Here is a 13,160-nt window from a genome sequence, read left to right as displayed (position 1 = left end):
TATACTCCCTAGCTCACAATCATATCATCACGGTGAACCGCAACACTGCCATACTCATAACCTAAAATTTGACTAATCTCTTGCGAATGGTGCCCCGCAATTAAGCGTAGCGCATCACTATTATAATGCGCGACACCATGAGCAAGATCTTTTCCTTGCAAACTTTGAATGCGGATAACACACCCTCGAGAAAAGTCACCTTTAATTTCTTTAATACCTTTAGGTAAAAGAGAACTCCCCTGCTCTTTAATCGCCTTTTCAGCCCCATTATCAACAATGATAACCCCTGCGACTGGAGCACCAAAAATCCATCGTTTACGCGTTTCAAGGGGGCTTTTTAAACCATGAAAGAGTGTTCCGACAGGTTCATTATCAATAACTTTACTGATAACATCAGGCTTAACACCGGCGGCAATAACAACGTCAATACCAGCACGCCCTGCAACAGTGGCCGCTTGTAACTTAGTTGCCATACCTCCAGTACCTAAACCAGAGACACTATCACCGGCCATTTGACGTAATTCATCGTTGATATCAAAAACTTCAGGAATAAGCTTCGCATCCGGATTGCTACGAGGATCGGCCGTATATAGACCTTCGATATCAGTAAGTAACAGGAGTTTATCAGCGCCACCTAAAATGGCAGCTAATGCCGAAAGATTGTCGTTATCCCCTACTTTTATTTCTGCAGTAGCAACGGCATCGTTTTCATTGATAACAGGAATAATCTTGTTATCTAATAATGCATGCAGTGTATCACGCGCATTCAAAAAACGTTCTCTATCTTCTATATCCGCGCGAGTTAATAACATTTGCCCAATATGAATACCATAAATAGCAAATAGCTGCTTCCATACCTGAATTAAAGCACTTTGCCCCACAGCGGCTAACAGTTGTTTAGATGCTATTGTTGCGGGCAAATCGGGGTAGTTTAAATATTCACGCCCTGCCGCTATTGCTCCCGACGTGACAATAATTATCCGGTGCCCTTTTTCGTGTTGTTTTGCACATTGGCGAACCAGCTCTACAATATGAGACTGATCCAGACGTCGTGAACCACCAGTCAGTACACTTGTCCCTAATTTAACAACCAGCGTTTGGCTGCTACTCATAACATTTACCATTTTTTGTTGATTTAAAAGATCATACACTGTTTTATCAGGAGAGAAGCGTTATGCCAACTGACATAACGCAAAATCTATGAAAAGTTGCCCTAACACAAAATTAGGGCTTAAGGGGAAGAGGAAAATTGCTCATTTTTTCATCTGGAACTAGCGTCATCTCTAATTCACTTACCGCCGCTTGTAGAAAATCATGAAAACGAATAAGTGTTTCATGTATTGATTCAATCACATCTTTTTTACTTATTACTTGATTAACCCAATCGCCATTTTTATCGAATAGGCCAACTTGGTAATAATAAATTAACTGTTCACCATTACGTTCAAGTTCCATCCACCAGCCCCAAAACTCTCGTTTTTCTGGTGTGACTTTCTTATTTACACAAACAGCTAAACAATCAAAAAAAAACTGGCTTTCTTGGCATTGTTGCTCACGGATATAAGGTCCTATTTGAGCAAAACGTTTTAATAACTTACCTCGGGTAGGGTGCAAAGATGAAGTCATAAATTCAGTCTCCTTATCACCTCTACTGTTATATAATCTATTATAATTAGCAAGTTATTGTTTGAAATTATTTATATTAATTTAGCATAGATCCAATCTGCGCTTTTAGTTAATGCCTGTTCAAGCCCTTTATAAAGTGGTTTTTCTTTTATTTCTACTATATCGCCATCCATAGAAGAGCGAGCAATGAGCTGCGAATCCTCTTTAGGACTAATTTCATCCCCTTTCCAATAAACACTCATCATCGGCACTGGCATACGACGACCAATCAACCCTTGGTTTTTCAGTGAATAACTACTTAACGATAGTCTGAGATTGTTTTCATCTATATTTAATAATCCTAAGCGGCTCGCCAGTACATCGAGATACATAATGGGGATTTTCTTCTGTAATTCCGCTTGAGTAAAAAAGGCATGAATTAATGGCCCTAATGCCACAACACCTTTAATCAATTTTGGATAAAGATAGGCTAAACGCACCGCAATATTGGCACCAAACCGAAATCCCATTACGCCCACTCGAGTGTGATCAATCCATGGAATATCTCCCAACTGCTGTAAAATATCACCATGCAATTGACAGGTATTTTCGCTGAGTTTCTGCTTAACAGAATAACCAATAGATGGCATATCTACGGTTAACATCGCGATACCTTTTGGTGATAAGTAGCGCCTAAAAAAGTTAACATAATCACTTTGTAAACTATCTAACCCACCACAAAAAATGACTGTTGGATAAGGTCCTTTACACCCTTTAGGTAGATGTAAAAATCCACTGGTAGTTCCTTTACCTGTTAATTTAAACGTCAGTTTTTTTACTTCAAATGAAGAGAATTTCATGGCATTTTCAAAAGCTTTCATCGCCAATACTACCGCTTGATCAGCAAGAAAATCGCCATTAATAAATGGATAAGCAGCAATGCTATAAAGGTTTGCCGCTCGTAACCAACAATCAGCGGCTGCTTCCTCTGAGGTCTCTCGTAACGCTTTTTGTTGCCAAATCATTGCTTGATGAGACCATTCAAATGACCAGTTGCCACGTCGATAACCAACGACTGTATCAATAAATTTATCATCACTGCGTGGCGCATCAAAAATAGCAATGCGACTTAATACTTCTTCGATCTCTATGGGGGAAATACCTCGCCAGATCCACTGTAGACGTTGAATTGTGCGATACCAATTTTGCTGGCTCATCCCATTAAGTACAGAGTACGAATCAATATTAGATTTAGGGTGTGTGTACTGTATTAACGTTGAGGTTTCCGCATGTTTAGCACGAGGTTTAAATAACGTTTCAGAAAGATTTGTATTATTTGCCATATCACTCTTCAAATCAGTGTGTATCGTATAATGAGGCTCAAAATTCTGCTCATATCATAACATGGATTTCACTTCTACAGTGGAATAGCAGATCAACATCAGCACGAAGAGATAGGAAAAGCGTAAGGTCATCAAAAATAAAGCCGATATAAAAAATCCTCGCATAGGAACTGGGGTCAGTTCAATAAACGAGGATTTTATCAATATATTTGAATTAATTGATTAAGATAAATTATTTTTTATCACAAACAGGGGGAACAAACATAACGCCCATATCCCAAGGTTGTTCAATCCAGGTATTTTGTGGAATATCGACCACAAAATCATCAACTAACGGACGCCCTTCTGGCTTAGCAAAGATAGTGACAAAATGTGCTTTCGGATACATTTCACGGATAACTTTTGCGGTGCCACCTGTATCAACTAAATCGTCAACAACGATAAAACCTTCACCATCACCTTCTGCTTTTTTTAAGATTTTGAGGTCACGTTGATGGTCATGATCATAGCTAGAAATACAGACAGTATCCACATGGCGGATACCCAATTCACGAGCAAGTAATGCGGCAGGAACTAATCCACCACGACTGACGGCAATAATGCCTGTCCATTGTTCGACTGGTAACAAACGTTGTGCCAATTGACGGGCATGTATTTGCAACATATCCCACGTTACAACATATTTTTCGCTCATAATATTGTGATCCTAGCTACTTGAAATTCGAGAGAAGCTTTTTTGCGGAAAAAAAGGTTGCGCGAGATTATAGTGATTTGAGCGTTCAAAAACCAGAGAAAACATAAAAATGGTCGAGATAATCCTCATTTTTCCTGATATGTATTTTTTTTGTCTAAAAAACACGCAATAAAAAAGCGAACACCAACACAGAAATCCAAATTATTAGATAGATACGTAAGAGAATGACGCATTCATCAAAAGAAAGTGATATTCTCAATTATATTTGGCGAATAACGCTCAGAATAATAAAGCTAACCCTTAAGAAAGCGGTAGGCTATTCATAACACAGATGCTGTTAGAGGAGATCCATCGTGTCTGAACTATCTACTCTATCCCCACAACCATTATGGGATATTTTTGCAAAAATTTGTTCAATTCCACACCCTTCATACCATGAAGAAGCCTTAGCGTCCCACATTATGGCTTGGGCGACAGAAAAAGGTTTATCTGTTGAGCGCGATGCGGTAGGAAATATTTTAATCCGTAAACCTGCCACCAAAGGTATGGAAGATCGTAAAACAGTCGTTTTACAAGCGCACTTAGATATGGTGCCACAAAAAAATAACGATACCGAACACGACTTTACCAAAGATCCTATCCAACCTTATATTGATGGTGAATGGGTAAAAGCGAAAGGCACCACATTAGGTGCAGATAATGGTGTTGGTATGGCTTCTGCACTCGCTGTATTAGCTGACGATACTGTTAAACATGGCCCCTTAGAAGTATTGTTAACCATGACAGAAGAAACTGGAATGGATGGTGCTTTTGGACTACAGCCTGGTTGGTTACAAGCAGATATTCTGATTAATACAGACTCAGAAGAAGAAGGCGAAATCTATATGGGTTGTGCCGGTGGTATTGATGTTAAAACCACGGTAGACCTCACTTATGAAGCTATTCCTGCAAACCATATCGTCAAAAAACTGGTACTAAAAGGCCTAAATGGCGGCCACTCAGGTGGTGATATTCATTTAGGTTTAGGTAATGCAAACAAATTATTAGCGCGTTTCCTTGCTGAACATGCGGATGAATTAGCACTAAAATTAATTGATTTCCATGGTGGTACACTGCGTAATGCTATCCCTCGTGAAGCGCATATTATTTTTGCTATTCCTGCGGATAAAGCGACTCAATTAAATAGCATTACCACAGAATTTGAAGCGCTATTAAAAAGTGAATTAGCCATTGCTGAAAAAAATCTAGCTATCGAATTAACAGATACTAGCACCGAAAAACCAGTATTTACTGCTGATTGTCAATCTCGCACTATCAATTTACTTAATGCCATGCCAAATGGTGTTATTCGCATGAGTGATGATGTGGAAGGTGTGGTTGAAACCTCATTAAACGTCGGTGTAGTGAGTATTGTTGACGATAAAGTAGAAATCCTATGTTTAATTCGCTCTCTGATTGATAGCGGTAAAACTTATGTTGTTAGCATGCTGACAGCATTAGCCAAACTTGCTCAAGCAGATATCGAAACCAAAGGTGGTTATCCTGGCTGGAAACCTGATGCGGATTCACCGGTTATGCACTTAGTACGCGACACTTATCAACAACTATTTGATAAAGTGCCAAATATTATGGTGATCCATGCAGGTCTTGAGTGCGGTCTATTTAAAAAACCTTATCCAGATATGGATATGGTCTCTATTGGGCCAACTATTCGCGGTGCACACTCACCGGATGAGCGAGTACACATTAAGAGTGTAGGCCAATACTGGCAGTTACTGACAGCTATTTTAAAAGCGATCCCGGCTAAATAATTCTACTTAAAAACAGTTATCAAACCCGCTTAATAGGCGGGTTTTTTGTTATTTTATCTCCCTATAACTTATTCCCAACCCACCTTATAAAAGCCAATTCTTATACTATTTTGTAATAAAAAATTAATACTAATAAAAATAATTTATAGAATAATAATAATTATCATTAGTATTAATATTTACATAATGGTATTTTCACCATTACCGCATTTTAGGTAAAGAAAAATTAAAAATTTAAAGGGATCAACAGTGTCTAAAAAAATTATTGCTACCAACCTATTACTTACTCTCCCCTTCAGTCTGTTATCGTTACAAATTCATGCCGCAATGACACAAAATTCACCTGATAAAATCATTGTTACCGCATCCCCCTCACAAGATCCGCAAGGACCAATTTCAGGTTTAGTGGCAACAAAAACACTATCAACAAATAAAATACTTAGTGATATAGATAAGACACCACAATCAATCAGTGTCATTACACGTGACCAGATGGATGCGCAAGATGTCAGTTCTGTCTCTCAAGCATTGCGGTATACACCTGGCGTTTTCACTGAATATCGCGGCAGTTCAAACCGAAATGATGAAATCTTTATTCGTGGGTATAGCTATGCCCCTCGCTTTCTTGATGGACTTAGTTATGGTATGGGAGCCTCATCTTCTACAGGAGCTATTGACCCTTGGCTATTAGAGAGAGTTGAGCTGATCCGTGGCCCGTCTTCTGTTCTATATGGTCAATTAAATCCAGGTGGTCTTGTGGCAATGACCAGCAAAAGACCCACTTCAACAACCATTAATCATATTCAAGCACGTGTAGGAAATGATAAATTAGCAGAGACAGCTTTTGATTTTGCAGGCTCATTAAGTGATGATAATCGTATTCTCTATCGCCTTAATGGATTAGCAAAAACACAACAAACTCAAATTAAAGACTATAAAGAAGAACGATTTGCCCTTGCCCCTGCCATCACTTTTTTGCCAAATGAGCAGACACGTTTAACGTTATTAAGTTTTATTCAACAAGAGCCCGAAGCGGGATACCGTAATTTTTTGCCAGCTTATGGTACGGTCAAAACAACACCCGAAGGCACCATTCCATTTGATTTCAATGTAAATAATGCTGATTATCACCAATCATGGCGTCAACAATATGGCGTTGGTTATGAATTTGAACATGAATTTAATGATAGATTAAAATTGATCCAAAATGCCCGTTATAGCCATATCAAACAAAAATATAAATATCTTGTTTTTGGTTCATTAAGAAAAGATAACCCTTATATTCTTGAACGCCGAGCTCAACAGGAAAAACGAGAAACAGATACATTTGGTATTGATACTCGACTACAAGCTGATTTTGATACTGAAAAATTAGCGCATACAGTAATTATAGGTATTGATTATCAATGGAGTAAAAATAAAGACAATTTATTGCAAGCGATGGGCCCAGAATATGATCTGGATTGGCGAAATCCTAATTATCATTATCCTATTGATATCAGTTTACAAAAACCGGTGACAAATCAATTACAAAAACACGACCAGTTAGGGATCTATTTGCAAGATCAGATCCAATGGAAAAACTGGATCTTATTAGGGGGATTACGCCAAGATTGGGCGCAAGTTCGTACCTATGATCACATCAAAAGCAGCAAAGACCAACAAGACGACCAGAAGCTAACCGGTCGAGTGGGTCTACTCTATGCCTTTGATAATGGTATTTCACCTTATATTAGTTATAGCACCTCTTTTGAACCTAATTTACAGACACGAAGAGCTCCGGGTAGTGCACCATTTGAGCCAAGTGAAGGACGTCAATTAGAAGTAGGAATAAAATACCTCACCCCAAATGAACAGACATTAGCAACACTCTCTATTTACCAATTACAACAACGTAATGTGACTAACTATAACGCTGAAAAAGCCTATTTTGAGCCAGTAGGTGAAATTAGAAGCCGTGGTATTGAAGCGCAAATTAATAGCCAATTAACTGAAAATATATCATTTATTAGTAGCTATGCTTATACCGATACTGAAGTGAGAAAAACCATCACCGCAGGTACACAAGGAAAAGAATTACCACGGGTTCCTAAACATATGGCATCATTTTGGGGGCAGTATGATGAAACATCAGGGCTATTTAATGGTGCTAAAGCGGGCTTTGGTGTGAGATATATCGGTGTATCTCAAGGTGACACTAAAAATACGATTAGTGTACCTGCAGTCACTTTGTATGATGCCATGGTAGGTTATTCTTTAGGCGAGTTATCCTCCTCTTTAAAAGGGGCTGAAGTTCAACTAAATATGAATAATATTGCCAACAAACACTATGTTGCCTCTTGTGCGGGTGAAACTGCCTGTTTTTATGGCATTGGCAGAACCATGACAGCAACGATAAATTACCGCTGGTGATCATCTATTAATTAAAAAGTATATTTAAATACATTAACCATAGTGCGCCTTGATGCTCGCTATGGTTTTTTAATACTTATAATGCTAAAAGAAGTTGTCGTTCCATTTGTGGATCTTGCAACGTGACATGAAAACCGACTAATCTTACTCCCCTGCCATTTCGACGTTCATGCCATGCCTGATAAGCAATATCAATTAAATCCGTTTTTTCTAAAATAGGATGAGAATGCTCTTGGGTGGTTAACTGAAAATCATCAAATTTTAATTTAACCCCTTGTCTCGCAATTCTAAGATCAGGTTTCACTCGGCTTAATCGTTTTTCTAATTCATCATATAATCCATCAAGCAATGCTAAACACTCATCCCATGAATCAATATCTTCAGCCAGTGTGCGCTCAACACCAACAGATTTTCTTAAACGTTCAGGATTGATTAATCGCTCATCAATACCATGGCTACGCTCCCATAAGCTTTGCCCAAATTTACCTAGATTTCTCACTAAGGAAATAACATCCGTACCACGAACATCAGCACAGGTTTCTAATCCCATCTCTTGTAATCGAGCAAAGGTGACTTTTCCTACTCCCGGAATTTTATTTAATGGTAATTTTAAAATAAAGTCATCCATCTGTTCAGGGGTGATCACATATTGTCCATTCGGTTTATTTAAATCAGATGCTATTTTGGCGAGAAACTTAATCGGCGCAATACCGGCGGAAGCCGTGAGGTTAAGTTCAGCAAAAATTTGCTGGCGGATCTGTTGCGCTATCAATGTGGCAGAGCCGTGACAGTGTTTGCTATCAGAGACATCAAGATAAGCTTCATCTAATGAAAGCGGCTCTATTAAATCTGTATAACGGGCAAATATTTGACGAATTTTAGCTGAAGTCTCTTTATATAATGCCATGCGACCGGGCAATACTTTTAAATGAGGGCATAATTTTAATGCCGTAGCCGTTGACATGGCACTACGGACACCAAAACGGCGAGCAGGATAATTAGCAGTACAGATAACACCTCGACGAGAAGCATTACCACCGACTGCAATAGGGATCTCTTTTAATGTAGGGTTATCTCTCATTTCAATCGCAGCATAGAAACAATCCATATCGACATGAATAATTTTCCGCATACAATCACCTCACGCTATTTACTGTTTAAATATACAGTAAATAACCATTAACTACAATTTTTATTCCCTGATCTATACCTATTTTAAGTGATATTAGTGATTATTATTTTAATTAAGTACGTTTGTTTATAGAAATGTCACACAGTAATGATAGATTACTTTTAACTTATTCTGCTCTTTTTATTTTTATCGTAATTATTTGAAAATCAAATATAAAACAAGGAAATAGAGTTATATGATCAAAATATTTATTGCAATTTCATTCCTCTTTTACTCAGTATTTGTTATGACTTCTCCTAAAATTATTGCACACAGAGGTGGCACAGCGGATGCACCTGAAAATACCGAAATTGCTATCAAAACAGCACTAAGCAATCAAGCTGATGCAATTTGGATAACCGTTCAACTGTCTAAAGATAATGTCCCTGTTCTTTATCGTCCAAGTGATCTAAAAAGCCTCACTAATGGGCAAGGGGCAATTTCAACCTTTACTGCCAAAGAATTGGCGCAATGGGATGCAGGATATAAATATGGGGAAGCACAACAATTTCCATATCGCAATAAAGGAGTTACTATCCCGACATTGGAGTATATTCTGACTCAATTTCCTAAAACACAATTCTATATTGACTTAAAATCACCTGATGCCGATCCCGTTATACAAGGCAAAGCATTAGCTTCGGTATTAAGCAAACATAATGCGTTAGAGAGAACGCGTGTTTATTCTACCAATAGTGCTTTTTTAGATGCGTTACCTGATAACGTACAACGCTTTGAAAGTCGTGATGTTACCCGCGATATCTTAGCCAATATTACTATGGGACATATCTGTTTACTGCCAGAAAATCTTGATATCACACGTTGGTATGGCCTTGAACTGCACAGAAAAGTTGAGGTGGTTGAAAAATATACCTTAGGTGAAGCTCGTTCAGCGGCTGTATTAAGTTGGGACAAAGATGCGATGTCTTGTTTTCGTGCGGGGGGTAATGCGCATATCGTTTTATTCGGTATCAATACTGAGAAAGATTATTTGCAAGCAGTAGAATTAGGTGCTGATGCAGTTATGGTTGATTCTCCAGCTAAAATAAAAGCATTCAGAAAAGAGTAAACATCGTTGCGACATTGGCGCTTTTTTACCTTAATACATTTCTCTTCTACACTTAATAGTGTCAATAAACAGAAATAAGTTAGGTGGAATAAGATGTTAAATAATAAAGCTTCTGGTGACTGGAATTTATTTAAAGGAAAAGTGAAAGAAAAATGGGGAAAACTCACCCATGATGAACTGGATATTATTGAAGGAACCAGAGAGCAACTGATAGGGAAACTCCAAGAGCATTATGGCTATTCTTATGATGAGGCAAAAAAAGAAGTATTAGAGTGGGAAGGCAGTAACCCTTATCCTTGGAAGTAGCAGCGACTTAATCACAGTATTAAAAAGCTTAATATCCTTATCTGAAAGCGATTTTTCTAAACAAAAAAGAGTGGCGTATAAAATATACGTCACTCTTTTATTTTAGCTATTACTTGATAAATCTATCGTTAGCAAAAAAATGCATCGATAACCAAACTATAAGATGCGGTTTTTTTGCAATAGCTCTTGGCGAGCAGCTTCTTTCGCCATTCTTTTTTTACGAGCATCACAAGGTTCAGGACAATCACACTCTTTCTCAATACCAATAGAGCCTAAACCACCACAACTGCCCTGAATACTTTTACGTTTAACAATATATCCTAAAGCCATTCCAAAGAATGCCAGTAAGAACAAGATGAAGGCAAAAAGAAATATTTTTAACATAACCTTCTCTCCTTAAATTCTACTTTTTCAAGAATGGGGCGAATGCCTTACTATAACGCTCTTCAAACCCATTTTCAGTTTTAACTATCATAAAAACAGGAATATTTAATTTATTTGCTACCTCTAAGCCCTTTTCAGGCCCCAGAACATTTAACCCTGTTGATAAACCATCAGCACTCATACAAGTAGGTACAATTACGGTAATAGAGGCAAGGTTATGTTTGATTGGGCGACCTGTTGTAGGATCAATCGTATGAGAAAAACGGACGCCATCTTCTTCAAAATAGTTACGATAATCCCCCGATGTCGCAATCGAATTATCACCCGGTTCAATAATTAATTGTACACTCTGTGTGGTGCCATCATTAGCAGGTTTTTCAATCGCAATGCGCCAAGGTTTATCATTACCATTAACACCTTGTGTTCTCACCTCACCACCAATATCAACCATATAGTTGGTAATATTTTGAGAAATCAAATATTCGGCAACAGCATCAACACCGTAACCTTTAGCAATAGAAGAGAGATCAACATAAAGCTCAGGTATTTTTTTAATTAATGTATTACCTTCCACTGCAAGGTAATCAATTCCCGTCCATTTTTTACGTTTAGCTAGTTCATCGGCTGAAGGTTGATGAGTAAAACGTCCTTCAGGGCCAAACCCCCATAAATTGACTAAAGGCCCAACAGTAACATCTAAAGCCCCATCCGTAATTTTATTAATACGAATCGCTTCACTAACGACTTTAGCAGTAGCGGGTGAAACTGGGAATGGCGTATTAATTTCACGACTTTGATTGAAACGACTTAATTCAGATTGAGGACGATACGTTGACATTTGATCGTTCACTTCTTCAAGAATACGATCGATTTCTGTTTGTAAGACGCTTTGTGAAGGTGAATCACTACTAGGAACATATTTAATTGAATAGTAAGTTCCCATCGTTTCGCCTTCTAACACCTGCTGTTTTTCACCACAGGCTGATAAGAAAACCAGTGCACATAGCATCAAGATCCCATGCATCATCTTTCTTTTTAACATATATCTCTCTTCTGATCATGAGCGCCCACATTAGTGGGCGCTTGTCATTTCATACTGTTATGCTTTATCTACTTTATGTGAAAAATCAACCACCAAAGTCATCCAGCATAATATTTTCATCTTCTACGCCTAAATCTTTAAGCATTTTGATCACCGCAGCATTCATCACTGGTGGTCCACACATATAGAATTCACAATCTTCTGGTGCTGGATGATCTTTAAGGTAGTTTTCATAGAGCACATTGTGAATAAAGCCGGTGTAACCCGTCCAATTATCTTCCGGTAATGCATCTGACAGCGCAACATGCCAAGTAAAGTTTTCATTCTCTTTAGCCAGCATATCAAAATCTTCTGTATAGAACATTTCACGCACAGAACGAGCACCATACCAGAAGCTAATTTTACGTTTCGAATGTAAGCGTTTTAGCTGATCAAAAATATGTGAACGCATCGGTGCCATACCAGCACCACCACCAATGAAGATCATTTCCGCATCAGTTTCTTTTGCGAAGAATTCACCAAACGGCCCTGAAATTGTCACTTTATCACCCGGTTTTAATGACCAAATATAAGATGACATAATTCCCGGTGGCACATCAGGATTACGTGGTGGCGGTGTCGCAATACGCACGTTTAACATGATAATGCCATGCTCTTCTGGGTAGTTCGCCATGGAGTATGCACGCACTGTGGTCTCTTTAACTTCAGAAACATAGCGGAATAAATTAAATTTATCCCAATCCTCACGATACTCTTCAGGAACATCAAAATCTTCATAGCGCACAGTGTGAGGAGGACATTCAATCTGAATAAAGCCCCCAGCACGGAAAGGTACCACTTCACCTTCAGGAATTTTTAATACCAACTCTTTAATAAACGTGGCTTTGTTATCATTTGAGATAACTTCACATTCCCATTTTTTAATCCCGAAGATCTCTTCGGGTAGCTCTAATTTCAGATTATTTTTAACGTTAACCTGACAAGCTAAACGGCAACCTTCTTTAGCTTCACGCTTATTAATATGAGAAAGCTCAGTAGGAAGAATATCTCCACCACCTTCAAGTACTTTTACGCGGCATTGACCACAAGAGCCACCACCACCACATGCAGATGAGATAAAAATACCTTCGTTTGATAATACGTTGAGTAATTTATCACCGGCTGGCGCATGGAAACTTTTTTCAGGATCTCCATTCACCTCAACTTCAATATCCCCTGTATTGACTAACTTTGATTTTGCAAACAAAATCAATGCAGTTAGCACCAATACAATCAGGGTAAACATCGCAACACCTAGAATAATTATATCCATGAGTTCTTCTC

The 13,160-nt window shown here is 38.3% G+C and carries 12 protein-coding genes; 4 read left to right on the top strand and 8 right to left on the bottom strand.

Annotated features, from left to right (window positions below):
• Positions 1-8: 8 nt before the first annotated feature.
• From proB to gpt, 4 genes are all read right to left on the bottom strand, one after another.
• A complete protein-coding gene (gene proB / locus PMI_RS01765) occupies positions 9-1,112 on the bottom strand; it encodes a glutamate 5-kinase (protein ID WP_004247396.1) in 1,104 nt (367 codons plus the stop codon).
• Positions 1,113-1,224: 112 nt separating this feature from the next.
• Positions 1,225-1,626, bottom strand: coding sequence for a sigma factor-binding protein Crl (gene crl / locus PMI_RS01760; RefSeq protein ID WP_012367569.1), 402 nt, complete (start codon positions 1,624-1,626; stop codon positions 1,225-1,227).
• A gap of 71 nt (positions 1,627-1,697) precedes the next feature.
• A complete protein-coding gene (gene frsA / locus PMI_RS01755; RefSeq protein ID WP_004247395.1) occupies positions 1,698-2,948 on the bottom strand; it encodes an esterase FrsA in 1,251 nt (416 codons plus the stop codon).
• A gap of 232 nt (positions 2,949-3,180) precedes the next feature.
• Complete coding sequence (gene gpt, locus PMI_RS01750) at positions 3,181-3,642, bottom strand: xanthine phosphoribosyltransferase (RefSeq protein ID WP_004244790.1); 462 nt, start codon at positions 3,640-3,642, stop codon at positions 3,181-3,183.
• A 353-nt stretch (positions 3,643-3,995) separates the two neighbouring features.
• On the opposite strand from gpt, the gene PMI_RS01745 reads away from it, so the two are divergent.
• Positions 3,996-5,453: an aminoacyl-histidine dipeptidase gene (locus PMI_RS01745; RefSeq protein WP_004252266.1), complete on the top strand. Its 1,458-nt coding sequence runs from the start codon at positions 3,996-3,998 to the stop codon at positions 5,451-5,453.
• A 249-nt stretch (positions 5,454-5,702) separates the two neighbouring features.
• On the top strand, positions 5,703-7,865 hold the full coding sequence (locus PMI_RS01740; RefSeq protein ID WP_012367568.1) for a TonB-dependent siderophore receptor: 2,163 nt from the start codon (positions 5,703-5,705) through the stop codon (positions 7,863-7,865).
• A 76-nt stretch (positions 7,866-7,941) separates the two neighbouring features.
• Here PMI_RS01740 and dinB read toward each other — a convergent pair whose 3' ends face one another.
• Positions 7,942-8,997, bottom strand: coding sequence for a DNA polymerase IV (gene dinB / locus PMI_RS01735; protein ID WP_004244794.1), 1,056 nt, complete (start codon positions 8,995-8,997; stop codon positions 7,942-7,944).
• A 235-nt stretch (positions 8,998-9,232) separates the two neighbouring features.
• Between dinB and PMI_RS01730 the strand changes: the two genes are divergently transcribed.
• A complete protein-coding gene (locus PMI_RS01730; protein WP_012367567.1) occupies positions 9,233-10,105 on the top strand; it encodes a glycerophosphodiester phosphodiesterase family protein in 873 nt (290 codons plus the stop codon).
• 93 nt (positions 10,106-10,198) lie between these two features.
• Positions 10,199-10,411 carry a CsbD family protein gene (locus tag PMI_RS01725; protein WP_004244796.1) on the top strand — a complete coding sequence of 71 codons (213 nt, stop codon included), beginning with the start codon at positions 10,199-10,201 and terminating at the stop codon, positions 10,409-10,411.
• A 156-nt stretch (positions 10,412-10,567) separates the two neighbouring features.
• On the opposite strand, the gene nqrM is transcribed toward PMI_RS01725, so the two are convergent.
• From nqrM to nqrF, 3 genes are all read right to left on the bottom strand, one after another.
• Positions 10,568-10,795, bottom strand: a complete 228-nt coding sequence (gene nqrM / locus PMI_RS01720) for a (Na+)-NQR maturation NqrM (RefSeq protein ID WP_004244797.1) — start codon at positions 10,793-10,795, stop codon at positions 10,568-10,570.
• A 19-nt stretch (positions 10,796-10,814) separates the two neighbouring features.
• Complete coding sequence (locus PMI_RS01715) at positions 10,815-11,837, bottom strand: FAD:protein FMN transferase (protein ID WP_004244798.1); 1,023 nt, start codon at positions 11,835-11,837, stop codon at positions 10,815-10,817.
• A gap of 85 nt (positions 11,838-11,922) precedes the next feature.
• A complete protein-coding gene (nqrF, locus tag PMI_RS01710) occupies positions 11,923-13,149 on the bottom strand; it encodes an NADH:ubiquinone reductase (Na(+)-transporting) subunit F (protein ID WP_004244799.1) in 1,227 nt (408 codons plus the stop codon).
• Positions 13,150-13,160 lie beyond the last annotated feature (11 nt).

Source organism: Proteus mirabilis HI4320, assembly GCF_000069965.1.
Classification (GTDB): Bacteria; Pseudomonadota; Gammaproteobacteria; order Enterobacterales; family Enterobacteriaceae; genus Proteus; species Proteus mirabilis.
Note: the sequence above shows the minus strand (reverse complement) of the source record. Positions and strands in the feature narration are given on the sequence as shown.

Excerpts from the sequence above, each read along its gene's own strand:
- proB (WP_004247396.1), bottom strand. The coding sequence starts at position 1,112 with ATGAGTAGCAGCCAAACGCTGGTTGTTAAATTAGGGACAAGTGTACTG.
- crl (WP_012367569.1), bottom strand. The coding sequence starts at position 1,626 with ATGACTTCATCTTTGCACCCTACCCGAGGTAAGTTATTAAAACGTTTT.
- frsA (WP_004247395.1), bottom strand. The coding sequence starts at position 2,948 with ATGGCAAATAATACAAATCTTTCTGAAACGTTATTTAAACCTCGTGCT.
- gpt (WP_004244790.1), bottom strand. The coding sequence starts at position 3,642 with ATGAGCGAAAAATATGTTGTAACGTGGGATATGTTGCAAATACATGCC.
- dinB (WP_004244794.1), bottom strand. The coding sequence starts at position 8,997 with ATGCGGAAAATTATTCATGTCGATATGGATTGTTTCTATGCTGCGATT.
- PMI_RS01730 (WP_012367567.1), top strand. The coding sequence starts at position 9,233 with ATGATCAAAATATTTATTGCAATTTCATTCCTCTTTTACTCAGTATTT.
- PMI_RS01725 (WP_004244796.1), top strand. The coding sequence starts at position 10,199 with ATGTTAAATAATAAAGCTTCTGGTGACTGGAATTTATTTAAAGGAAAA.
- nqrM (WP_004244797.1), bottom strand. The coding sequence starts at position 10,795 with ATGTTAAAAATATTTCTTTTTGCCTTCATCTTGTTCTTACTGGCATTC.
- PMI_RS01715 (WP_004244798.1), bottom strand. The coding sequence starts at position 11,837 with ATGTTAAAAAGAAAGATGATGCATGGGATCTTGATGCTATGTGCACTG.
- nqrF (WP_004244799.1), bottom strand. The coding sequence starts at position 13,149 with ATGGATATAATTATTCTAGGTGTTGCGATGTTTACCCTGATTGTATTG.